At 62.2% G+C, this 23,257-nt stretch carries 23 protein-coding genes; 13 read left to right on the top strand and 10 right to left on the bottom strand.

The window, feature by feature from the left end:
* Positions 1 to 74 precede the first annotated feature (74 nt).
* The 3 genes from ACK41V_RS00640 to ACK41V_RS00630 all read left to right on the top strand — a co-directional run bounded on the left by ACK41V_RS00640 (position 75) and on the right by ACK41V_RS00630 (position 3,224).
* On the top strand, positions 75 to 1,820 hold the full coding sequence (locus ACK41V_RS00640; RefSeq protein WP_409776328.1) for a SulP family inorganic anion transporter: 1,746 nt from the start codon (positions 75 to 77) through the stop codon (positions 1,818 to 1,820).
* A gap of 75 nt (positions 1,821 to 1,895) precedes the next feature.
* Positions 1,896 to 2,228, top strand: a complete 333-nt coding sequence (locus ACK41V_RS00635; protein ID WP_409776325.1) for a DUF5710 domain-containing protein — start codon at positions 1,896 to 1,898, stop codon at positions 2,226 to 2,228.
* A 198-nt stretch (positions 2,229 to 2,426) separates the two neighbouring features.
* On the top strand, positions 2,427 to 3,224 hold the full coding sequence (locus tag ACK41V_RS00630) for an SDR family NAD(P)-dependent oxidoreductase (RefSeq protein ID WP_409776322.1): 798 nt from the start codon (positions 2,427 to 2,429) through the stop codon (positions 3,222 to 3,224).
* Between the two features lie 90 nt (positions 3,225 to 3,314).
* Here ACK41V_RS00630 and ACK41V_RS00625 read toward each other — a convergent pair whose 3' ends face one another.
* From ACK41V_RS00625 to ACK41V_RS00610, 4 genes are all read right to left on the bottom strand, one after another.
* A complete protein-coding gene (locus ACK41V_RS00625) occupies positions 3,315 to 4,724 on the bottom strand; it encodes an MATE family efflux transporter (protein ID WP_409776319.1) in 1,410 nt (469 codons plus the stop codon).
* Positions 4,721 to 5,188, bottom strand: a complete 468-nt coding sequence (locus ACK41V_RS00620) for a MaoC family dehydratase (protein WP_409776457.1) — start codon at positions 5,186 to 5,188, stop codon at positions 4,721 to 4,723. Before ACK41V_RS00620 ends, ACK41V_RS00625 begins: the two co-directional genes overlap by 4 nt.
* 98 nt (positions 5,189 to 5,286) lie before the next feature.
* A complete protein-coding gene (locus tag ACK41V_RS00615) occupies positions 5,287 to 6,540 on the bottom strand; it encodes an MFS transporter (RefSeq protein ID WP_409776317.1) in 1,254 nt (417 codons plus the stop codon).
* On the bottom strand, positions 6,530 to 7,030 hold the full coding sequence (locus ACK41V_RS00610; protein ID WP_409776315.1) for a MarR family winged helix-turn-helix transcriptional regulator: 501 nt from the start codon (positions 7,028 to 7,030) through the stop codon (positions 6,530 to 6,532). Before ACK41V_RS00610 ends, ACK41V_RS00615 begins: the two co-directional genes overlap by 11 nt.
* Before the next feature lie 73 nt (positions 7,031 to 7,103).
* Between ACK41V_RS00610 and ACK41V_RS00605 the strand changes: the two genes are divergently transcribed.
* The gene (locus ACK41V_RS00605) at positions 7,104 to 7,655 is read left to right on the top strand and encodes a PaaI family thioesterase (protein WP_409776312.1); all 552 of its coding nucleotides are present in this window, start codon (positions 7,104 to 7,106) and stop codon (positions 7,653 to 7,655) included.
* Positions 7,652 to 8,065 carry a lactoylglutathione lyase gene (gloA, locus tag ACK41V_RS00600; RefSeq protein WP_409776310.1) on the top strand — a complete coding sequence of 138 codons (414 nt, stop codon included), beginning with the start codon at positions 7,652 to 7,654 and terminating at the stop codon, positions 8,063 to 8,065. The genes ACK41V_RS00605 and gloA overlap by 4 nt, the downstream gene beginning before the upstream one ends.
* Before the next feature lie 147 nt (positions 8,066 to 8,212).
* Here the strand turns inward: gloA and ACK41V_RS00595 are convergent, their stop codons facing one another.
* Positions 8,213 to 8,737, bottom strand: coding sequence for an OmpA family protein (locus ACK41V_RS00595; RefSeq protein WP_409776307.1), 525 nt, complete (start codon positions 8,735 to 8,737; stop codon positions 8,213 to 8,215).
* Positions 8,738 to 8,857: 120 nt separating this feature from the next.
* Here ACK41V_RS00595 and ACK41V_RS00590 point away from each other — a divergent pair, with 120 nt between their 5' ends.
* Both ACK41V_RS00590 and ACK41V_RS00585 read left to right on the top strand, forming a co-directional pair.
* Entirely contained in the window at positions 8,858 to 9,451 is a 594-nt protein-coding gene (locus ACK41V_RS00590) for a gamma-glutamylcyclotransferase (protein ID WP_409776304.1), read from the top strand.
* Between the two features lie 99 nt (positions 9,452 to 9,550).
* Positions 9,551 to 10,081, top strand: a complete 531-nt coding sequence (locus ACK41V_RS00585) for a superoxide dismutase family protein (RefSeq protein ID WP_409776301.1) — start codon at positions 9,551 to 9,553, stop codon at positions 10,079 to 10,081.
* Positions 10,082 to 10,262: 181 nt separating this feature from the next.
* Here the strand turns inward: ACK41V_RS00585 and ACK41V_RS00580 are convergent, their stop codons facing one another.
* On the bottom strand, positions 10,263 to 10,814 hold the full coding sequence (locus ACK41V_RS00580) for an NTP transferase domain-containing protein (RefSeq protein ID WP_409776298.1): 552 nt from the start codon (positions 10,812 to 10,814) through the stop codon (positions 10,263 to 10,265).
* A 377-nt stretch (positions 10,815 to 11,191) separates the two neighbouring features.
* Positions 11,192 to 12,739 (bottom strand): IPTL-CTERM sorting domain-containing protein, encoded by a 1,548-nt coding sequence (locus ACK41V_RS00575; RefSeq protein WP_409776295.1) that lies wholly within the window; start codon positions 12,737 to 12,739, stop codon positions 11,192 to 11,194.
* An 85-nt stretch (positions 12,740 to 12,824) separates the two neighbouring features.
* On the opposite strand from ACK41V_RS00575, the gene ACK41V_RS00570 reads away from it, so the two are divergent.
* The gene (locus ACK41V_RS00570; RefSeq protein WP_409776293.1) at positions 12,825 to 15,800 is read left to right on the top strand and encodes a TIGR03032 family protein; all 2,976 of its coding nucleotides are present in this window, start codon (positions 12,825 to 12,827) and stop codon (positions 15,798 to 15,800) included.
* Between the two features lie 57 nt (positions 15,801 to 15,857).
* On the top strand, positions 15,858 to 16,469 hold the full coding sequence (gene cysC / locus ACK41V_RS00565; protein ID WP_409776290.1) for an adenylyl-sulfate kinase: 612 nt from the start codon (positions 15,858 to 15,860) through the stop codon (positions 16,467 to 16,469).
* 137 nt (positions 16,470 to 16,606) lie between these two features.
* Here the strand turns inward: cysC and ACK41V_RS00560 are convergent, their stop codons facing one another.
* The 3 genes from ACK41V_RS00560 to ACK41V_RS00550 all read right to left on the bottom strand — a co-directional run bounded on the left by ACK41V_RS00560 (position 16,607) and on the right by ACK41V_RS00550 (position 20,132).
* Positions 16,607 to 18,898, bottom strand: a complete 2,292-nt coding sequence (locus ACK41V_RS00560; protein ID WP_409776287.1) for a molybdopterin cofactor-binding domain-containing protein — start codon at positions 18,896 to 18,898, stop codon at positions 16,607 to 16,609.
* A 15-nt stretch (positions 18,899 to 18,913) separates the two neighbouring features.
* Positions 18,914 to 19,375 (bottom strand): (2Fe-2S)-binding protein, encoded by a 462-nt coding sequence (locus tag ACK41V_RS00555; protein ID WP_010458214.1) that lies wholly within the window; start codon positions 19,373 to 19,375, stop codon positions 18,914 to 18,916.
* Between the two features lie 184 nt (positions 19,376 to 19,559).
* Positions 19,560 to 20,132 (bottom strand): TetR/AcrR family transcriptional regulator, encoded by a 573-nt coding sequence (locus ACK41V_RS00550; protein WP_409776284.1) that lies wholly within the window; start codon positions 20,130 to 20,132, stop codon positions 19,560 to 19,562.
* Positions 20,133 to 20,280: 148 nt separating this feature from the next.
* Here ACK41V_RS00550 and pdxH point away from each other — a divergent pair, with 148 nt between their 5' ends.
* The 4 genes from pdxH to ACK41V_RS00530 all read left to right on the top strand — a co-directional run bounded on the left by pdxH (position 20,281) and on the right by ACK41V_RS00530 (position 23,187).
* Complete coding sequence (pdxH, locus tag ACK41V_RS00545) at positions 20,281 to 20,919, top strand: pyridoxamine 5'-phosphate oxidase (RefSeq protein WP_409776282.1); 639 nt, start codon at positions 20,281 to 20,283, stop codon at positions 20,917 to 20,919.
* 58 nt (positions 20,920 to 20,977) lie between these two features.
* A complete protein-coding gene (locus ACK41V_RS00540) occupies positions 20,978 to 21,373 on the top strand; it encodes a VOC family protein (protein ID WP_409776279.1) in 396 nt (131 codons plus the stop codon).
* A gap of 80 nt (positions 21,374 to 21,453) precedes the next feature.
* On the top strand, positions 21,454 to 22,062 hold the full coding sequence (locus tag ACK41V_RS00535; protein ID WP_409776276.1) for a TetR/AcrR family transcriptional regulator: 609 nt from the start codon (positions 21,454 to 21,456) through the stop codon (positions 22,060 to 22,062).
* A gap of 123 nt (positions 22,063 to 22,185) precedes the next feature.
* A complete protein-coding gene (locus ACK41V_RS00530; RefSeq protein ID WP_409776273.1) occupies positions 22,186 to 23,187 on the top strand; it encodes an NADP-dependent oxidoreductase in 1,002 nt (333 codons plus the stop codon).
* Positions 23,188 to 23,257 lie beyond the last annotated feature (70 nt).

Below are 23,257 nucleotides of genomic sequence, written 5' to 3'. Positions count from 1 at the left end.
AACTTGCAAGCCATTGCACGGGCCCCTGAGTTTGCCGTGACGCCGCAGCTGTCGGCGGGTGACTTCGCCTGGGCATGAAAGTCATCCCCACCTGGATTCGCAACTACCAGAGGTCCTGGCTGTCGGGCGATGTGCTTGCCGGAGTGATCGTCACCGTGATGCTGATCCCCCAAAGCCTTGCATACGCGCTGCTCGCAGGGTTGCCGCCTGAAATGGGGTTGTACGCCAGCATCCTTCCCATCCTTGCCTATGCTTTGTTCGGTTCGAGCATGACCTTGGCCGTAGGCCCGGTGGCCGTGGCCTCGCTCATGACGGCGAGTGCGCTGCAACCACTGGCGGCCGCCGGTTCTGCCGACTATGTGGCCATGGCGATGCTGCTGTCGCTGTTGTCAGGTGGCATGTTGTTGGTGTTTGGCGTGCTCAGGCTCGGTTTCCTGGCCCACTTCCTGAGCCATCCGGTTATCAGCGGCTTCATTTCGGGTTCGGCCATCCTGATTGCGGTCGGACAGCTTAAACACCTGCTGGGCGTACCAGCAGGCGGCGCGAGCGTGTTCGATACGCTGATCCAGTTGGTGCACGCCATTCCCCACACCAATGGCGTCACCTTTGGCATTGGGGCAGGGAGCGTACTTTTCTTGGTGTTGGCGCGCAGATACCTTGCGCCATTGCTGGTTCGTGCTGGGGTCAGCACCCCGTTGGCCGACATTGCCTCGAAGCTGGCCCCCATGCTGGCGGTGATCGTGTCCACCGCATTGGTTGCATTGTGGCGATGGGACGAAACCGCAGGCGTCAGCATTGTGGGTGTGGTGCCCAACGGGCTTCCCACACTGGGTTTGCCACATCTGTCTGTATCCGCCATCGGGCAGCTGTGGCTGCCTGCCTTGCTGATTTCTTTGGTGGGATTTGTCGAGAGTGTGTCGGTGGCGCAGTCGCTCGCGCTCAAACGCCAGCAGCGCATCAACCCCAACAGAGAACTGCTGGGCCTGGGCGCAGCCAACGTGGCGAGCGCGCTGTCGGGCGGGTTTCCGGTTACCGGCGGGTTTGCGCGCTCGGTGGTCAACTTTGCGGCGGGTGCCTATACGCCCTTGGCAGGCGTGATTTCTGCCGTGCTGATGGGCGCCGTCATCGCCGCGATGACGGGCCTGTTTCACTATCTGCCTCACGCTGTACTGGCAGCCACCATCGTGGTAGCCGTGGTGTCACTGATTGACCTACAGACCTTGCGTGAGGCTTGGCGCTACGACAAGGCCGATGCGCTGTCCTTGCTGGCCACGGCGGGAGGCGTCATCGTGTTCGGTGTGGAGGTGGGCATCCTGACGGGGGTTGCCCTGTCGCTGGGCACCCTGGTATGGCGCAGCAGCCATCCGCACATCGCCGTGGTGGGGCGCATCCCGGGCACAGAGCACTTTCGCAACGTGGCGCGCCACCCCGTGGCCGTTGAGCAAGGGCTGATTGCCGTGCGTGTAGACGAAAGCCTGTATTTTGCTAACGTGGATGTATTGCAAGACACCGTCGAATCATTGGTGGCCGCACAGCCAGAGGCCCGATTTGTGTTGTTGGTGTGTTCGGCAGTCAACCAGATCGACGCGACCGCATTGGGCGTGCTGACCCATCTGGAGCGCAGCCTGTCGCAGCGCGGCATTGCGCTGTTGTTGGCAGAAATCAAAGGGCCAGTGCTCGACCGCCTGCAAAACACGGCGTTGGGCGAGCGGATGCAGGGAAGGGTGTTTTTGAGCACCCACGATGCCTTTGTGTTTGCACAACATAGCGCGGTGAAGCGTCCGCCGGTGGTCGATGGGCTGTCTACTTCGACCCTGTGACGCTGTGACCGTTCAAAGCCGACTTGCGGCGGTATTCTTGGCGTCCTTTCTTCCAGACAATCCGCCGAGCCTTTCATGCGCATCAACCTGATCACACCTTTTGCAGAAAAAGACGCCGCCAAAGCCCTCGGCGCCCGCTGGGACTCAGCGCGCAAGCTCTGGTACGTGGTGGATCCTCAAGACCTCACGCCATTCATGCGGTGGATTCCTGACATGGACGCTGCGACGGAAGACGCAGCCGTCGGTGCCAAAGGTACAGCGGGTGCAACTGCCGCAAGCTTGGCCCAAGTCGTGCCCAAAGAAAAAGCCAGCGTCGTGACTGGGCCTGCGGGCGAAATTGCCCATTGCGGTTGCGATGTACTACCGTGGATCGATTGCGCGCATACAGCCACACAAGTGCCAAGGTGACAGCACAGTCCATTGAACAAACGCCCAGATTGACGTGTGCGTTCTTTTGTAATTTTACATAATATACATCGTATATAGTCATGGGTAGGTTTTACGACTGACCACCTTAAGCGCTTCGGAGCCTCACAGAACTGCTGCTTTGCCTTCCGCATTCCCCCAGATGCCAAAGACTATCCTCGACCGCTACCATCCCCGACCATGACTATTTCCACCCCAGCACCTTCGACATCCTCCATCCACTTCGGCCACCAGGGCCGTGTTTGCATCGTCACTGGCGGTGCACAAGGTATCGGTGAGGCTTGCGTCCGCCGCTTTGCGGCCGAAGGTGCCAAGCCCGTGATCGTCGATGTAGACGATGGCCGCGGCCACGCTTTGGCGCAGGAGCTGGGAGCGCTGTATGTGCGATGTGATGTGGGCGACAAGGCGCAGGTGGATGCGCTGGTGGCGCAGACGCTGGCAGCCCATGGCCGCGTCGATGTGCTGGTGAACAACGCGGGCATCTTTCGGGCCGCAGACTTTTTGGACGTGACCGAGGCCGACTTTGACGCGGTGCTGCGGGTCAACCTCAAGGGCTCGTTCCTGGTGGGCCAGGCGGTGGCGCGGGCCATGGTCGCGTCGGGCGGCGGGTCCATCGTCAATATGAGTTCAGTCAACGGCGTGCTGGCCATTCCCAATATCTCCAGCTACAACGTCAGCAAAGGCGGCGTGAACCAGCTCACGCGGGTGATGGCGCTGGCGCTGGCCGACAAGAACATCCGCGTGAACGCGGTGGCGCCCGGCACCATCGCGACCGAGCTGGCCGCCAAGGCGGTGCTGACCAGCGATGAAGCCAAGCAGAAGATCATGAGCCGCACACCCATGAAGCGGTTGGGTGAACCGTGCGAGATTGCCGATGTGGTGGCCTGGCTGGCCAGCGATGCGGCCAGTTATGTGACCGGCGAGATCGTCACCGTGGATGGTGGCCGCATGACGTTGAACTACACGGTACCGGTCTGATTAATCGCAATCCCCTCTCAATACTATTCAATTGATAGCTGCTAGCGCTTGATAGATAAGCGCTAGCGGCCAATTTGACTCATATTTTTGTCAAGACTGCGGCATGCGCTGCAGCAGCCCGGCCATGCTGCGTGGCCAGCCCACCGCGCCAAACCACGCGCCGCCCGCCACCGCCCAGGCGTTGACCACGCCGTACAGCACCAGCGCCACGGCTTGCGCGGCAAACACGGCTGCCAGACCGCCGCCCCAGCGCAGTGCCAACCAGCCGCCTGTCACGGCCACCACCAGCCGAACGATGTTGCCAATCACAGGCCAGAGCAAGCGCCCTGCCCCTTGCGAGGCAAAGTACAGCACCAGGCCCAGACCGAAAAATCCGTACAGCGGCCCGACGATGCGCAGGTATTGCGCGCCCGCCTCCACCATGGCCGGGTCGCTGGTAAACAACGACAGCCACGCGGCCGGAAACGCCGCCGCCCACAGGCCGATGGCTTCGGCCATCACAAACGCGATGGCAGCACCGATCCAGGTGGCGCGCAGAGCGCGTTCGCGCTGGCCTGCGCCAATGCAGGTGCCCACCATGGCCACCAAGGGCGCGCCCAGGCCAAACACCAGGGGCACCAGCAGGTACTCCAGCCGCGATGCGGTGCCATACCCGGCAATGGCCGCCGTGCCAAACCCACCGACCAGCGCGGTGGTCACGCCAATCGCCACATTGGTGGCCACGGTCGACACGGTGCCCACCAGCCCGACCCGCAAGATGTCTTTGAACAACACCCAGCGAAACCGGATGTGGGCAAACGACGGCTGCAGCAGGCTGCGTGGTGACCACAGATACGCCGCCAGCACCAGGCTGCCGACCAGGTAGTACGCCATCAGCGCAATCGCCCCGCCCGCAATGCCCAGGCCGGGCACCGGCCCCCAGCCAAAGATGAGCAGCGGCGACAGTGGCACCAGCACTACGGCCCCCAGCACCGTGACATAGGCAGGCACGGCCATGTTGCCCGTGCCCCGGATGACCGCCGACAGCGTGTTGAACAACCACACCAGAAACGCGCCTGCGAACACCCAGTTGGAATAGACCAGCGCTGCATCCAGCGCGCCGCCGGTGCCGCCCATGCGGGTGTAAAGCCAGCGCCCTCCTCCCACCACGCCCACGGTAAAGATCAGTGAGAACACCGCCGCGATGGCCAGCGAGTGCAGCACCAGCGCATCGGCATCTTCTCGCCGCCGCGCGCCCAAAGCGCGGGCGATGGCCGACGCGATGCCGCCGCCCATGGCCCCCGCAGACGTCATTTGCATCAGCATGACCACCGGGAACACCAGCGCCATGCCCGCCAGCGCATCGGTGCCCAGCTTGCCAACAAAGTAGGTCTCGATGAGCCCGACGCCCGCCTGCGCCAGCATCACCAGCACATTGGGCGCGGCCAGCCGCAGCAGCGTGGGCGCAATGGGCGCCTCCAGCAGCATGCGGGTGCGTGGGTTCAGCGCTTCGGTGGTCATGCGGTCACCACGGCGTCAACGGCTGGTTTGCGTGGCACCACGATGCGCACGGTAGAGACTTGGAGCACATCGCCATGCTGGTTGCGGGTTTCGCTGCGCACGGTGACCATGCCACGGTCGGGCTTGGACTTGGAGGGCGCAATCTGCACCACCTCGCTCACCACGTGCAGCACATCGGTCGGCCGTGTGGGCCTGGGCCAGCTCAGTTCGCCCCCTGCCCCGACGATGCCGCCCGCAATGGGCAGCCCGCTGGTCACCTGCAGGCGCATGGTGATGGCCGCCGTGTGCCAGCCACTGGCTGCCAGCCCACCGAACAACGTGGCGCGGGCAGCGGTGTCGTCCAGGTGAAAAGGCTGCGGGTCAAACTGCGTGGCAAAAGCCTTGATCTGGGCCTCGTCCATGGCGTGTTCGCCGCTTTTGAACTGGTCGCCGACGGCAAGATCATCCAGGTACCTTGGCTGCATCAGTGCCGCTACAGATGGGTCAGGGTGGCTGCAAGCGTGGGTGTCCGTCATGGCGTGGGCGTTTTCGTTGGAAGGTGGATGTGAGTGATGGGGCGCGCTCAAGCAGTAGCCGGGCGCACCAAACGCGCTTCACGGATCGGCAGGTTGACCAGTGCCGCGCCCACGGCCAGCACGATGTCGATGTACCAGACCCAGTCATAACTGCCCGTGGCCTGGAACACCGTGCCGCCCAGATAGGCGCCAAAGAACCCGCCAATCTGGTGCGCCAGCATCACGATGCCAAACAGCATGGCCATGTTGGCGGTGCCGAACATCTTGGCAACCAGGCCGACCGTGGGCGGCACGGTAGAGAGGAACGTCACGCCCATCACCGCTGCAAAAATCAGCACTACTGCGGGTGTCTTGGGTGCAAACAAAAAGACCAGCACCGCCAAACCGCGCGTGGCATACAGCAGCGACAGCAGCGACTTCATGCGCCAGCGCCCCACGGCCCAACCCATGGCCAGGCTGCCAACGATGTTGAACAAACCAATCATGGCCAACGACCATCCGCCGATCTCGGGCGGCAGACCACAAGCGGCGATGACACCCGGCAAGTGCGTGGCCAAAAACGCCACGTGAAAGCCGCACACCAAAAAGCCGGCTGCCAGATACCGGTAGCTGGGCGTCGCCAGCGCCTGGGCAATGGCCTCGCGCGCCGTCAGCGCCTTTTGGCCCGATGCCGCGGCGGCCTGCGCGGCCATGGCATTGGAGTTGCCCTTGAGCACCCACACCGCAGGCAGCGCCAACAGCACCAGCACTCCCAACCACTGCATGGCACTGGCCCAGCCCACAGCCGCCGTCAGGCCGATGGCAATGGGCGCCATCACAAACTGACCGAACGAACCGCCCGCGTTGACGATGCCGCTGGCCAGCCCGCGCTTGTTCGCAGGTACCAGCCGCGCGGTGGCCGCCATCAACACCGACGGCCCTGCCATGCCCGCACCACCTGCGGCCAGCACGCCAATCGCAAAAATCAACCCAGCTGTGGTGGTCATGTAAGGGGTGATGAAGGTGCCCAGCGCCACCAGCGCCACGCCCAGCAAAATCACCCGGCCGGTGCCAATGCGGTCGGCCACAGCACCCGCAAAAGGCTGGGTCAGGCCCCACCAGAGCTGACCAAACGCAAACGCCAAGCTGATGCTGCCAATGCCCAGCGCGGTGGATGTATTGAGAGACGAGAGGAACAAGCCCATGGTCTGGCGCGTGCCCATGGTGAGCGCAAAGGCGCCAGCGGCGGCCAGCAGCACCAGCCACAGGGCCAGTGGCGCGACAGGCTTGGCTGCCGCTTGAGGGGTATCGTTACTCGTCATGGCCCACCTCCTGCGCGGGCAGCGCCGCCAGCAAATCCATGGATTCGTCCACCAGCGCATGCAGCGCTTGCACCCGCTCGGCGCCCAAGGTTTCATTCAGCGCCAGTTGGGCGGCCTTCCAGTGGAGCTTGGCTTCCGCGCGCTTGTCGCGGCCCGCGTCGGTGATGTGGGCCAGGCGGCTGCGGGCATCGGCGCCCGCCTCCAGCGTCACCCAACCCGCGTCGACCAACGGGCGCAGGTTGCGGGTCAGCGTGGAGGCGTCCATCTTCATGGCTACCGCCAGGTCGCCAGGCCGGATCGGCCCCAGTGTGAGCACATGCGACAGCAGCGAATACTGCGTGGTCTTCAGCCCACACTTGGCCATTTCGGCGTCGTAATGGTTGGCCACACGGCGCATGAGCTGACGCAGTTTGAAGTTGGTGCAGCCCTGCGGCAGTGCCGTGAAGACGGGTGGCTCAGCAGGTTCGAGGGTGGTGTGTTCGGCTTGCATGGATTTGATTGTATCTGCAATAATTGCATATGCAATACTTTGAGTTCGACCCCACCTTCAACGAGGAAACCCCATGACCCAACACAACCACCTGGAAGACTGGCTTGCCCAAGAGCGCGAAATACTGGTCCGGCTGGATGCGGGCCCCGGCCCGGGCGTGGCCAGCCGAGAGCAGATCGCGCACCTGAACGGCCTTGAGCAAATGCAGGCCATGCTGCGCGGCGAGCTGCCCTACGCCGCCATTGCCAAGACGCTGGATTTTTTGATCGTGGAAGTGTCAGAAGGCACCGCCATCTTTCAGGGCACGCCGCGCGCGGAACACCTCAACCCCATGGGTACCGTGCATGGCGGCTGGTTTGCCACCCTGCTCGACTCCGCCCTGGGCTGTGCCATTCATACCCGCATGCTGCCCGGGCGTGGCTACACCACAGCCGAGCTGGGCATCAATCTGGTCAAGGCCATCACACCCAAGGTGCAGCGCGTGCGTGCCGAAGGCCGCGTGATCCACTCCGGGCGCCAGTTGGCCACGGCCGAGGCGCGCCTGGTGGGGCCGGATGGCACGCTGTATGCCCACGCCACCACCACCTGCCTGGTTTTTGACATGCCTGCACAATCGAAAGGATGAAATTCCTCCACACGATGCTGCGCGTTGGCAACCTTCAACGCTCGATTGATTTCTACACCCAAGTGCTCGGCATGCAACTGCTGCGCCAGTCCGAGAACCCCGAGTACAAATACTCGCTGGCGTTTCTGGGCTTTGACGGCGGCAACCCCGGCCAGGCCGAGATCGAGCTGACCTACAACTGGGGCACCGAAAGCTACGACATGGGCACGGCCTATGGCCACATTGCGCTGGGTGTGCCGGATGCGTATGCGGCGTGCGAAAAGATCAAGGCCTCGGGCGGCAACGTCACGCGAGAAGCGGGCCCCGTCAAAGGCGGCACCACGGTGATCGCGTTTGTGACCGACCCCGATGGCTACAAAATTGAGCTGATCCAGCGCGCCGAAGGCACGGGCGGCGCAGGTCTGCGTTGAACGGCGCCAACATATACTATTAAATTTATAGCTGCTAGCGCTTAATAGATAAGCGCTAGAGGCCAATTTGACCAATAAAAAACCCGGCAATGCCGGGTTTTTTATTGAGCGACCTGCAGAAGGTCACTGCGCGTCATTGGGTGGGCATTACGCGCCCAGTGCCACTTCCACGCGGCGCGCTTCAGCGTTGCTGCCGCTGGCGGTGGTGACTTCGGGCTTCTTCAGCTCGATCTTGTCGTCGGCCACGCCCAGGGCCTTGAGTGCATCACGCACAGCAAAGGCGCGTTGTTTGGCCAGTTCTTCGTTCAGAGCGGCGTCGCCCGTGGCGTCATGGAAACCCGACACCACAGCCTTTTTGCCTTCGGCCACGCCCTTGACCACGTCGGCCAGAGCTTCGTTGGCGCCCGCGGCCACGTCGGATTTGGCGGTGGCAAAGTAGAACTTCACCACGCCGTTTTCGACCCGCACGCTGGCGGCGTCGGCAGCTGCCGGGTCAGCCACCACTGCGGCTGGCGCGTTGCTTGCAACAGCGGTGGTTGCAGGGGCCGCGCCCTTGCCGCCCATTTGCTTGACCACGACCGTGCCCACCACGACAGAGATGATCAGCGCAATCAGCGCGAACAGGAAACCGAGGGCAAAACGTTGTTGGCTGTCGTCGTCAGAGCTGGACATATGGGAGACCCCTTTTTTGGTGATGGTGAGAAAGAAACAATGAACCGTCGCCGCCTTGAAACCTGCCAGTGCAGAGGCCCCAGAGCGCCGAAGCAAAGCTTTCGATTGTAGAGTGACCGCATGACGAATCTCCCCGCGCCGCTGCGAGACCCCGCCCCGATGCTGGAGCGCGCCCTGAGCGAATGGGGCGGCCACCAGGACCTGTGGGTGTTTGGCTATGGCTCGCTGATCTGGCGGCCCGATTTTGACTACGCCGAACGCCGCGCCGCCAAGGTTCATGGCTGGCACCGCGCGCTCAAGATGTGGAGCCGCATCAACCGCGGCACGCCCGAATGCCCGGGCCTGGTGTTTGGCATGCTGTCGGGCGGCAGCTGCCGAGGCATGGTGTTCCGGGTGGACAAGGCGCATGCCCGGCAGGTCATGATCAACCTGTGGCAGCGCGAGATGATCACCGCCGTGTACGACCCGCGCTGGCTCACCTGCCAGACCCCCCACGGCCCCGTGCAAGCGCTGGCCTTCACCCTGTCGCGCAAAAGCCCCAACCACACGGGTGAGCTGCCCGACCACGAATACTGCCGCATTTTTGAGCAGGCCAGCGGGCGTTATGGCACCACCATCGACTACGCCCAGGCCACCTACGACGAGCTGCGCAAACACGGCATCCATGACCAGGCGCTGGCCCGTTTGATCGCGCTGGCAAAAAAAGAGGTGTAGTTCGCGCCCTGCGCAGATACGATGGCGTGCCACCGCTTGCGGGCGCCCGCAACGATCTGCGGTTTTCCTCTATCGTCTATGTTTTAAGGAGATTGGGCTATGAAAGTTCGTTTCACCCTGTCGATTCTTGCGTCCGTTGCTGCACTGGCCCTGGCTGGCTGCGCATCCCACCATGTCGATGCCCGTGCCACCGCCAAACTGGAGCCCACACGCGGCAATACCACCAGCGGTACGGTCACTTTTGCCCAGACCCACGATGGCGTGCGCGTGTCCGGAGAAATTCGCGGCCTCAAGCCAGACTCCGAGCACGGCTTTCATGTGCACGAAAAAGGCGACTGCTCCAGCGGCGACGGCATGAGCACTGGCGGGCACTTCAACCCCACAGGCAAGTCCCACGGCAACCACGGTGCAGGCGAGCACCACACGGGTGACTTGCCCAGCCTCAAAGCCGATAAGTACGGCGTAGCAGCATTCAGTTTTACGTCGAACAGCATCAGCCTGACGCGCGCGACGACCGAGATCATCGGCAAGGGCCTGATCGTTCACCGCGACCCCGACGACTACAAGACCCAGCCCACAGGTAACGCGGGCCCACGCCTGGCCTGCGCCGTGATCACGGCGGTGAAGTAGTCACCTTGGTCACCTCAGTCAACTGCGGGCAGGTTTCACCAGGCTTCATTCATTCTTGAGTCGGCATCTTTGACCTTGAAACACCCGTTCGGGCTGAGCCCTTCGACGGGTTCAGCGAGAGCAGTTTCAAGGGGATTGATGCAGACGCCATAGCCTGATCAGGCAGTTCTCAAGCAGTCAGCTACCGCCGCGCCGCCAGCAACCGCTCGGCGCGGTCCAGGTCCTGCACGGTGTCCACGTCGGTTACCGTGCCCACGTCTTCCACCTCCACCAAAAGCACCCTGCCCTGTTGCGCCTGCTGGCGCACCACGCTGGCAGCACCCTGCTCTCCCGCCAGGGCCAGCAGCCCAGGCAAGCATTCGGCTGCAAAACCCACGGGGTGGCCGCGCTCGCCCTGGTGCACCGGCACCGCCACCGCGCAGTCCGCCAGGGCGGCGGCGATGGTGCGTAGGGTTTCGGGCAGCACCAGCGGCAAGTCCCCCGGCAACACCAGCCAACCCGGTGCTTCCGCCGTAGCGCGCACCGCTGCGGCAATCGAATCACCCATGCCACCGTGCCCCGCATCCTCCACATGCCAGGGCAGCCCGCTGGCGCGCACGGCATCCAGCGTGTGCTGCAGCACCGGCTTGCCCGCCAGCAAGGCTTGCAACTTGTGCACGGACCCGCCAGATGCCGCAAAGCGCTCGCCCCGACCAGAGGCCAGGATCAGGACGGTGGGAAGATGGTGTCGCATGGACGGGATTGGCGATGGGATCGGAAGAAGTGCCGTTTCCTTGCTTCTCATACGGCAGAAAGTACGAGGCAATGAAGGGCAAATCGCTTCTGAGTGCTACTGGTGTACGGAAGCTTGGGCAATCTATGTTTTGGCCAGAAACGCCTGTTGGATCTCGTCAAACATCGTCTGGACGGTTTCTTCAATCCGGAAAATCAATTTATTATTTTCCGTGGTTCGCACAATTGCGTCGCCATGTTCGGAAACTTGAAAATAGATTTTGCCCGCTCATTTATTTCCAAATAGCTCGTCAGCTCGCTGAGCTTGCCATAGAAAGTGGCGCGTCCCCCGAAGTACGCCGTGTGCGCGCCGCCGGGCGATACGCCGAAGCGGCTTCTTTATACCTTCGGGTAACGCCGGAAACCCACCCACGCCAGCAAGGTCGCCAGCAGTGCCAAGGCCCATTGCGACAAAGTGGGAATTTTGCTGGCAGTATCGGTTGGCACAACGGGTTGAATCTCCACCGCCCCCATATCGATGGTGCCGCCCACGACTCGCGTCAATCCGCGCTGGTCGGTCGCAGCCACGGTCACGAACGTGTTCGAGCCCACATTGCGCGCTGGGCTGGTGTTGGCAATCAAGCGCGTGAGCGTGGCGCCGCCATTGTTGCCCAGCGCGCCTAGCTGGGGATCTACGCCAGTGACATTGTTAGCGCCCACCACCGCTGCCGACGACGTGTCTTGCAGCAGCGAGTAGTTCATGTTGATGGTGGCATTGCCCTTGTTGATATCGGGGCCAGTAGGTGCAGTGCCACCAGCGATGATGGAATTGGTGATGTTGATGGTGTTGGCGCTGTTTCCACCGTCTAGATTGCCACCGGAGCCGCTCGCCGTGTTGGAGGCTATCGTGGACGAGCGTATGTCGGTCAACTGGCTGCCACCAAAAGAGCCCTTCAAATAAATGCCGCCACCTTTACCAGCGGTGGCAGTATTGCCCGATATGGTGGTGTTTTCCAAACGCAACGTGGAGTTGGTTCTGTAAAAAAAGAAACCGCCCCCTTGGCCTGCGGTGTTACCACTGATCGTCGAGCGCTCTACGGTCAACGTGCCAGGCGCTGACGATTTGTAAAAGAACACACCACCACCACGACCATTGCTGTTGCTATTGCCCGAAATCGTAGTGTTGCTGATCGTCAGTGGCGCATTGATTTTGTACAGAAAGATACCGCTACCTCGAGATCCGCCGGAATTGCCCGAAATCGTCGAGTTGGTGATGCTGCTGGTGCCAGCCACGTTGTAGAGAAACAATCCAGCTCCACCAGAGCCTGCCGTGTTGCTGCTGACCGTGGTGTTGCTGATACTCACGCCTCCCGAGTTGGATCTGAAAAACAGCGCCCCCCCTTTGCTGGTTGACGTATTGCCTGTGATGACGGACTGGTCGATCGTCAAGCTGCCCGATTGCTCAAAACGAATAGCAGCACCATTGCTGTTTCTACCGCCGGTCAGCGTCAGTCGGCTGATCGTGACGCTCACACCAGCCGTTCTGACGTAAAAAATACGCGACGTATTGTTGCCATTGATGGTGAGTGTCCCCGCAGTCGGGCCTTGCACTGTGGCCGAATCGGTCAGGCGCAAATGGGTACCACCCAATATGATGGCGCCAGTCAACGCCGACAAGTCAATGGTGTCGGTGCCCGCACCTGCAACACAATCCCCCCCAGTGGTGTCGCCGTCAGCGTTGGCGTTGCTCACCGCCTCGCGCAGCGTACACAAGCTGTCGCCTGCCGTCACATCGTCAGCCAAAGAATCGACCTCAATGACCGCTGCCGATGCTTGCCCTCCCGCGGCTGCTAGCACCGCGCCTGCAGCCAGTGCCGCGCTTTTACCTATCCGTTTGGTATCTGGCCCACGATCCCATGCACCACCTTGTGTTTGGTATACCGCCATATCCCTCGCCCTTTAGTGATGTTAACTTTGCCGTTAGTGAGATTCTAAGAATACTGGGCACCAACCTAGCCGGTGCCTTACCCTTATGCGCCTGAACACAGAGTACATCCAACTGCCCCTGGCCTTTGATGCCGCCCGCTTGGCCAGCGAAATCAGCGCCCTGCCTGAATCAGTGTGGCAGCCACACCCCGAAGGACACGCCGGAAATGCGGCCTTGCCGCTGATGGCGGTGGGCGGCGACCCCTTGAACAACGGTGTCAAAGGAGTCATGCAACCCACACCACAGCTTCACAATTGCCCGTACCTGCAACAGGTGATATCAGCACTGCAAGCGCCCATTGGCCGCACCCGCCTGATGCGCATTGACGGCCGTGCCGAAGCCAGCTTGCATGTGGATGTCAATTACTACTGGCAGCAGCATATGCGCGTGCATGTGCCCATCGTGACCGATCCTGCGGTGCAGTTTATCTGTGGCGGCCACGCGCTGCACATGGCGGCCGGTCAAGCATGGGTGTTTGATACCTGGCGCGAACACAACGTCATCAACCCCACCCCCTTGCAGCGCATCCACCTGGTGATAGACACCACGGGCTCGGCCGCACTGTCGGCGCTGCTGGCGCAAGGCGGCCGCCCCACGGACCCGCAAGCGCCAACCATGGGCCCGGTTCGCACGGTGGCCTTTGAACCCAGTGCCCGCCCCAAAATTTGGCATGAGGTGGACAATTTTCCTGTGGTGATGTCCCCTGCAGAGCAGCAAACGCTGTTTGCGAACATCCAAGCCGTGCTGCCCAGCACAAACGCGGGCGCAGCCTTGTGTGCCGAAGTGACCGGTTTTTTCGACCAATGGCGACAGCTTTGGGAGCAGCACCAGTCAGCCCCCTCGGGTTGGCGCGCTTATGCCGATCTGCTGGAGGGCACCAGCAACAAAATGGAACGACTGCGCAGCAGCGTGACGCTTTCCAACGGCGTTGATGGCGCGTTCGCGGTACAGCAAATCATCTTGACACCAGCCCTGAACACAGATTTGGCCGAGCGCGTGGTGCCCTCAGTGCGCGGCGCACAAACGCGATTTGATCGGCCTGTTTTCATCGTCTCTTCCCCTCGCTCAGGATCATCGCTGTTGTTTGAGACGCTAAGTCAAGCGCAGGGTGTGTTCTCCATTGGCGGCGAAAGCCACGCACTGATCGAGGGCATCGAGACGTTACACCCCAGCGCGCACCAATGGCACTCCAACCAGCTGAGCGGCGCAGATGCCACGCCCGAGGTGATGCAGGAACTGGCAGCACGCTTTGCCACGGCCGCCCATGACCGCGAAGGGCGTCCCACCACGGACCAGGGTCGCTTTCGGTTCTTGGAAAAAACGCCCAAAAACAGCCTGCGCATTTCTTTTTTGCGCGCCATGTTTCCAGATGCCATCTTCATCTACCTGTACCGCGATGAGCGCGCCACCATCAGTAGCATGCTGGATGCTTGGCGCTCGGGGCACTTTGTCACCTACGACTTGCCTGGCTGGCGCGGCACACCTTGGTCGCTGGCTTTGGTACACGGATGGCGCGATATGGCAGGCATGTCCACGGCAGAAGTTGCTGTGCGCCAATGGGAGTCCATTACCCGCACCGTGCTTGATGACCTGCAAGCGCTGCCACCCGACAGCTGGTGCGTGACCAGCTACGACCAACTGGTGGCGCACCCGGAGCACGAAATGCGCAGGCTCAGCCAGTTCGTTGGCCTGGCGTGGGATCGCGCCTTGACTGCACCGCTGCCACCCTCGCGGCATACCCTCACACCAGCCAACCCCAACAAATGGCAAGCCAATGCCGCCGAAATCGAGCCTCTGATGCACCTGGTCTCGGCCACCGCCGAGCGCGCACGCGCACTGTTTGCCCACGAGCCCCTGCGCCGCGTTCCCACCACGCTGGCGCCACCCGCGCCCACGCACGTTGCCGCCCCTGCACCTACCCAAAACATGCCAACCCACGCCCCTAGCGCAGTCCCCGCTCAAACGCATGACACCCTGGACTTTCGCAGCGTCCACACCACCTCCTTGCCCCAGCTGCTCAGCGAGCTGGGTGCATCGCTGTTGGTGACCACCTATCAAAGCGGCCGCCTCATCACCCTGCGCGCAGATGGCCCCAAGCTCAACACCCACCTGACCTACTTTCCCAGCCCCATGGGCATGGCCTACGATGGCAACCGGTTGGCCATAGGCACGCTGCAAGCCATCTGGGACTACCGAAACATGCCCGATGTCGCGGCCCGTCTGCACCCCAACAAGCACGACGGTTGCTTTATACCGCGCAACATGCACGTCACTGGCGACATAAGGGTGCATGAGCTGGCTTTTGATGCGGGCGGCGAGCTGTGGGTGGTCAACACCCGGTTTTCGGCGTTGTGCACGCTCGACCGTGACCACAGCTTTGTGCCACGCTGGCGACCATCGTTTATCACCGCGCTGGCCGCCGAAGACCGCTGCCACCTCAACGGATTGGGCATGCGCGACGGCGTCCCCACCTTGGTCACGGCGCTGGGCAACACCAACATTCCCGAAGGCTGGAGGCACAACAAAGCGCAAGGCGGCATCGTTATGGACATTGCCAGCAACGAAATCGTCACCCAAGGCCTTGGCATGCCGCACTCCCCGCGTTGGCACAACGGCCATTGGTGGTTGCTCGAGAGCGCCAAAGGCACGCTTATCACGTTCGATCCAACTACCGGAAAAACACAAACCATCGCCCAAATGCCCGGCTTTACCCGAGGCCTGGCCATGCATGGCTCGTTGGCCTTTGTGGGACTGTCCCAAGTGCGCGAGAGCGTGTTCGACGGAATTGCCTTGAGCCAGCGCCTCAAGCCTGAAGAGCGCAGCTGCGGCGTGTGGGTCATTGACCTGAACACCGGCAACACCGTGGGCTTCATTCGCTTTGAGGGCATCGTGCAGGAGATTTTTGACATCCAAATACTGCCCGATCTGCGCTACCCCGAGGTATTAGAGCCCGATGCCGATGTCATTGGTGGCGCGTTCGTCTTGTCGGACGAGGCGATGAAAGATGTGGTGATGGACTGATGGTTCTGGCCAAAGTGCACCGGATAAGCTGCTGAATCCAGTCGATAAGAGAGCCCCATGCAAAGCCCTGCAACACCACACGTATTCTGGCAAACCACTGCCGTCAACAAAGCCCAGCGCAGCCAGCGCTGGGGGCAAACGCCTTTGGTGGTGTGGTTAACAGGGCTCAGTGCCGCAGGCAAAAGCACCATTGCGGTCGCGCTGGAGGCGCAGCTGCACCAGCGTGGCTACGCCACCTATTTGCTCGATGGCGACAACATCCGCCACGGCCTCAATCAAGATTTAGGATTTTCTGAGACCGAGCGAGCCGAGAACGTGCGTCGCATCGGCGAAGCGGCCAGACTCATGGTAGATGCAGGCTTGATTGTGGTGGTCTCCTCCATCTCACCGTGCCGCACCCAACGCGAGGCTGTGCGAGCACGCTTTGAGCCCGGCGAGTTTCACGAAGTATTCATCAGTACCCCGTTGCAAGAGTGCGAGCGGCGCGACCCCAAAGGCCTCTACAAGCGCGCCCGGCTAGGTCAAGTGCTGCAATTTACCGGCATCAGCGCCCCTTACGAAGCACCCAACCATGCCGATGTCGTCGTGGACACCACTGACCGACCATTGAGCGATTGCGTGCAACAGGTCACCACCTACATTTTGGCGCTGCAAAGTTCGCAGGTTTAGGGAGGGCGGCTTTTCTCTGCGTCTGTTTGCCATGCGCAGCTTGGAAAAATGGCACTAATCCGACACACTGTCCCGTATTGCCGTTGAAATCGGCCGCTTAGCAGCCGGGCCACCCAAGGCCCGGCGTCTTCACTCATTCAAGCCAGCTTGAACGGCAGCTCGCGCGGTGTTTTGCCTGTCAGCTGCGCAATGGCATTGGCAAACGCCGGTGCCAGTGGCGGCAGGCCGGGCTCGCCCATGCCCTTGGGTGGATCGGCACTCGGCACGATGTGCACCGTCACCTGGGGCATGTCGGTAATACGCGGCACGGCGAAGTCGCCAAAGTTGCTTTGCTCCACGACACCGTCCTTGAGCGTGATGGCGCCGCCGGGCAGGCACATGGACAGGCCCATCAGCGCCGCGCCCTGCACCTGGGCTTCTACGCTTTTGGGGTTGACCACCAGGTTGCAATGCACGCCGGCCGTGATGCTGTGCAGCTTGGGTGTGCCGTCCTTGACGGACGCCTCGACCACATAGGCCACCACCGATACAAACGACACGTGCACCGCCACCCCCCAGGCGCGGCCAGCGGCCAGCTTCTTTTTGCCATAGCCCGACTGGGCCACGGCCAGCTGCAGCGCGGCCTTGTGGCGCGGGTGCTTGTCTCCCATCAGGGCCATGCGGTAGGCCACGGGGTCTTGTTGGCTGGCGCGGGCCACTTCGTCGATGAGGGTTTCCATGACGTAGGCCGTGTGGGTGGATCCCACACTGCGCCACCACAGCACCGGCACGTTCACGTCGGGGTGGTGCACCGACAGTTTCATGGGCACGTTGTACGGCTCGCCCATGCCTTCGGTGGTCGTGGCGTCGATGCCGTTCTTGACCATGAAGGCCTCGAACGGCGAGCCCTTGGTGATGGACTGGCCCGCGATGGTGTGGTCCCACGCCAGGATCTTGCCCTGGGCGTCGAAGCCGATCTCGGCGCGGTGCACGTGCATGGGGCGGTAGTAGCCGCCCTTGATGTCGTCCTCGCGGCTCCACAGGGTGCGCACCGGGGCGGTGATGCCCGCCGTGCGCGCAGCCTTGGCCACGCCGCAGGCCTCCACCACGTAGTCGCTGGTGGGAATGGCGCGGCGGCCAAAGCCACCACCGGCCATCTGGGTGTGAACCTTGACGTTCTGCGGCTGCAGGCCCAGGGTTTTGGCGGCGGCCATGGCGTCCAGGCCGGGCATCTGGGTGCCCATCCACAGCTCGGCCTTGTCACCATCCAGCTTCACGGTGCAGTTGAGCGGCTCCATGGGCGCGTGCGCCAGGTAGGGGAACACGAACTCGGCGCTGATCTTGTGGGCAGCGCCCGCCAGCGGCGCCATGTCGGCCTGCATGGCCACGTTGCCAGGCTTGGTGGCCAGTTCGCGGTACTGCGCCAGCAGTGCCGTGGTGTCAGGCTTGCCCACCGCGCTGGTGTCCCATTCCACCTTCAGCGCATCGCGCCCCTGCTTGGCGGGCCAGTAACCATCGGCCACGATGGCCACGCCCTCGCCACCCCGGTCGGTGGGCACGCGCAGCACGGCTTTCACGCCCTTGATGGCTTTGGCCGCGCTGTCGTCCAGCGTCTTCACCTTGGCGCCAAACACGGGCGGACGTGCCACCACGGCCGTCAGCATGCCGGGCAGGCGCACGTCAATGCCGTAGTCCTGCTGGCCGCTCGATTTGGCCTTGGCATCGAGTCGCCCGGTGGGCTTGCCGATGAGGCGGAACTGCTTGGGGTCCTTCAAGGTGACCTTTTCGGGCACAGGCTGCTTCATGGCCGCTTCGGCCAGCGCGCCGTAGCCCAGCTTCTTGCCCCCGGGGCCGACGACAAAGCCGTTGCTGGTGCGCAGCGCCGAGGCATCCACGCCCCACTGCGCGGCAGCGGCCGAGACCAGCATGGCCCGGGTGCGGGCACCCAGTTCGCGGTACTGGGTGTACGAGTTCTTGATGGAGTTGGAGCCGCCCGTGAGGTGCATGCCCATCATCGGGTCGGCATAGGCCTGGTTGGCGTCGCCGTGCACGCTGCGCACTTTGCTCCAGTCGGCATCCAGTTCTTCGGCCAGGATCATCGGCAGGCCGGTCTGCACACCTTGGCCGAAGTCGAGGCGGTTGATGGTGACGGTGACCGTGCCATCGGCGTCGATGCGGACGAAGGCTGAAGGCTGCTCGAACGGCTTGAGGCCTGCGGGGGCTGCTGCTGCGGCACCCTGCGCGGCAGCCACCAGCGGAAACGCGCCCAGGGCAAAGCCCGACGCCGCCGACACCTTGAGGAAGGTGCGGCGAGCCAGGCCTTCAATACCCTCTATTGCGTCGTTTACTCCTGAATTAGTAGCTGCTTGCGCTTTATCCATAAGCGCTAGCAGGTGTTTGGGCATAAAAATATGGGCTTGGCCCTGCAGGGCATGAGCATCAAAGTGCATGGTGTTCTCCTTCAATCAAGCCAGGGTTTTGGCAGCGTCATGGATGGCTGCGCGAATGCGCACATAGGTGCCGCAGCGGCACACATTGCCTGCCATCGCCGCGTCGATGTCGGCGTCACTCGGCTTCTTCTTGCCCTTGAGCAAGGCAGTGGCGCTCATGATCTGGCCGCTCTGGCAGTAGCCGCATTGCGCCACATCGTGTTTCACCCAGGCCGCATGCACAGCCTTGCCCACCTTGTCGCTGGCCGTGACGGCTTCGATGGTGGTGATCTTCTGGCCCGCTGCCGCCGAAATCGGCGTGATGCACGAGCGCACTGGCGCGCCGTTCAGGTGCACCGTGCAAGCCCCGCACAAAGCCTGGCCACAGCCAAACTTGGTGCCGGTCATGCCCAGCGTGTCGCGCAGGGCCCAGAGGATGGGGGTGGATTCATCGGCATCTACAGCCGTGTCTTTGCCATTGATGTTGAGGGTAGGCATCGTGGAGTTCTCCGTGGGGAAAGGTGTTGTTGTGTTGCAGGAGGCGGTTGAAGGGAAAGGGATGGCGTCAGCGACGCCATCGGCCATGAAACGGTTGGAGCGTGGTGTGTGACATTTTTAAGAGAATATAAATTCGTTTAAAAGATCAGTCTGCGGCAGGAAAAAGTGCATCTCCGTCTCCTACCTAGGCCTTCAAGGCATCCCAGCACAGCCCAAAAGCCATCTGGTGCACAGCGTCTTCGTCGGGCAGCACCTTGGTGCGGATCAGGTTGCCCGTCTCGCGCACCGACCCCACCAGGCTGGCGGTGAGCAGCGGAATCGGCACGGCTTTCAAGATCTCTTGTTGCTGGCCTTCTTCCATCAACGCAAAAAAACCGGCCATCAGACGGGTCGAGAATTCGCGGTTGCCCTCAGTGAACCAGGGCGAGTTGTAGTACTGCTCCTGAAACACCACCTCGGCATACTGGTCCAGCCGGTGCCGCAGCAGGTTGCCCCAGGCGCGCCGCACGCGAGCGCGGTAGGGCATGCCGGGCGCGATGCCTTCCATGATGCGGGTGGCCGTAACCGTCTTGGCATTCTGGTAGAGCTGGCTGATGAGTTCATCCTTGGACGGGTAATACACATACAGCGTGCTGGTCGCAATGCCCGCAGCGCGGGCAATGTCTGCCAGGGTCAAGCCGCTCAGGCCGGTCTGGGCCACCAACTCGAAGGTGGCCTGGGCAATGGCACGCTGCTTTTCGTCGTCTTTGGGTTTCATCGGTGCGGCAATATAAGCGAATAGTTATTCGGTGACAACCGAGAACCGCAAAACCCCACGTTACCCCCATCCCGCACGCCCGTCACCCCCTTTGCCATGTGCCCGCCGTGGCTGGCAACCGCCCTGCCCCCACAGGCACAATCGGCCCATGACCACCTCCATCGCCGACCTTCGCAAGAGCTACGAGCGCGCCGAACTCAACGAAGACGCCTCGCACGCCGCCCCCCAGCAGCAGTTTGACCAGTGGCTCAAAGAAGCCATCAGCGCCGAAGTGCCCGAGCCCAACGCCATGACCCTGGCCACCGTGGGCAGCGACCTGCGCCCCAGCACCCGCATCGTGCTGATCAAAGGCTATGACGAGCGCGGCATCGTCTGGTTCACCAACTACGACAGCCGCAAGGGCCGCCAGATCGCGGGCAACCCCTACGCAGCCCTGCAGTTCCACTGGGTAGAACTGGAACGTGTGGTGCGCATTGAGGGCGTGGTGGAGAAGGTCAGCGATGAGGAAAGCAACGAATACTTTGCCAGCCGCCCGCTGGATTCGCGCATTGGCGCCTGGGCCAGCCCACAAAGCCAGGTCATCTCTGGCCGGGGTGTGCTGGTGGCCAATGCCGCCAAGTACGGAGCCCAGTTCATGCTGAAGCCACCCCGCCCGCCGCACTGGGGCGGATATCGCTTGAAGCCCGACCAGTGGGAGTTCTGGCAAGGGCGCAAGAGCCGGTTGCATGATCGGTTGCGATATCGGATGGATGCGGGGGAGTGGGTGCGGGAGCGGTTGGCGCCCTGATCCTCCAATACGCCATCCAGCCACGCGGCAACCCCACACGACCACCCAGGAGCGCACCATGTTCTCGCACATCCACATCGGCGTCACCGACTTCGACCGCGCCCTGGCGTTTTATCAACCGGTAATGGCTGCGCTGGGCATCGAGCCGCGTTTTGTCGACGTCGCCCACCCCTGGGCAGGATGGCAAAGCCACCCGAATCCGCGCCCCCTCTTCCTTATCGGTCGCCCCTTTGAAGGCGAACATGCACCGGGCAACGGTCAGATGACCGCCTTCGCCGCCAACACCCGCGCGCAGGTGGATGCCGCGCACGCCGTCGCCCTGGCCCACGGCGGCCATTGCGACGGGCCGCCCGGTCTGCGGCCGCAGTACCACGCCAACTACTACGGCGCGTACTTTCGAGATCCCGACGGCAACAAACTCTGCGTGGCGTGCCACGGGCCGGCGACCGCTTGAACCTTGGCCCACAAAGGCGTTTCGATCGACAGCTTCAACACTTGGCGCAAAGCCATTTGCAGTTTGGGCCGCATCATCGTATGATGTGCGTCATGCGAAAAACACCTGTCAACCAGCGCACCGCCGCCAAGGAAGCCTCGCACGAACGCATCGTTGATGTCGCGTCGCGTGCCATCCGCCGCAGCGGGTACGGCGGCACGGGTGTCGCTGACATCATGAAAGAAGCAGGCCTGACCCACGGCGCCTTCTACGCCCACTTCGATTCGCGCGAGGCCATGCTGGCCGAGGCCGCCGACCGGGCGGGCGCCGCCGCTAACGCCGCCGCCGCCGATATCGTCGCCGCGGTGCCGCCAGAGCAGTCCCTGCGGGCACTGATGAAGGCCTATTTGTCCAAAGAGCACATCCACGGTATCGAGCACGGGTGTCCGGTGTCTGCGCTCGGGTCTGAAATGCCTCGGCAATCGCCCGAGGTGCGCCGAGCGGCCACGCTGCGCATCAAGGAAATGATCGATCTGGTGGCGCGGCAGATGCCCGACTGGGGACAGCCCAGCGCCCACGAGCGCGCGCTGGCCACTGTGGCGTCGATGGTGGGGACGCTGATGCTGGCGCGTGCAGTGGACGAGCCCACGTTGTCCGATGCGTTGTGCGCCGCAACCCTCAAAAACCTGGACAGCACAGACTCCGCGTGACGGGGCTTCATTCCACACGCGGTTTTTTTGGCTCATAAATATGACGACCATCATGCGAATTTGCGTAATTAACGATCCACAGCGTTTTGCAAGTCCCATCCATTTCAACAGGGAATCAAAATCATGAAAGTTTTCATCGTTGAGCGCTACGGAAAAAATCAGAGCCTCAAAGCCACAGATATTCCCGAGCCGGAACTCCGTGAGAACGAGGTCCTGATTGAAGTTCACGCCGCCGGTGTCAACCTGCTGGATTCCAAAATTCGCAGTGGTGAATTCAAGCTGATCCTGCCTTATCGCACGCCCTTTGTTTTAGGGCACGACGTTGCCGGGGTCATTACCCAGGTGGGCCGCCGCGTTACGCGGTTCAAGGTGGGGGACGAGGTTTATTCACGGCCCGACGATTTTCGAATCGGCACCTTCGCAGAATATGTGGCGGTGAAGGAGGATTCGGTCGCCCTCAAGCCGCGCAATCTGACCATGGAAGAAGCAGCGTCCATTCCCTTGGTGGGATTAACCGCGTGGCAGGCGCTGGTCGAAGTGGCTCACCTGAAAAAAGGACAGAAGGTCTTCATCCAGGCCGGGTCTGGTGGAGTGGGCACCTTTGCCATTCAGCTGGCCAAACACTTGGGCGCCACCGTAGCCACCACCACCGGGCCCGGCAACATTGCCTGGGTTCAAGGCCTAGGTGCCGATACCGTTATCGACTACCGAAAGGATGATTTTGAGAAAGTCCTTCACGACTACGACTTGGTATTGAACAGCCAGGACGGCGAGACGCTGACCCAATCCGTCAACGTACTCAAACCCGGCGGACGCCTCATTTCCATCTCTGGCCCGCCCGACCCGGCATTTGCAGAATCCATCCGTGGCCCCTGGTTTCTGAAGCTGGCCACCCGCATCCTGAGTTGGGGTATCCGCAAGAAGGCCAAGGGCCGCAACGTCCAGTATTCATTTCTCTTCATGCGTGCCAATGGCCGCCAATTGAGCCAGATCACGCCGCTCATCGAATGTGGCGCGATCCGCCCCGTGGTGGACAAGGTATTTCCGTTTGACTCGACCAACGAAGCCCTGGCCCACGTCGAAAGCGGACGCGCCAAAGGGAAGGTGGTGATCAAGGTGCGCTGAGGGATCAAGGCAGTTGCTAGGTTCAACAACACGCACTCTGATATGACGTTCATCATATTTAGTTGCTTTT

Origin of the sequence: Acidovorax sp. (assembly GCF_046291265.1) — a bacterium.
Taxonomy (GTDB): domain Bacteria; phylum Pseudomonadota; class Gammaproteobacteria; order Burkholderiales; family Burkholderiaceae_C; genus Acidovorax.
Note: the sequence above shows the minus strand (reverse complement) of the source record. Positions and strands in the feature narration are given on the sequence as shown.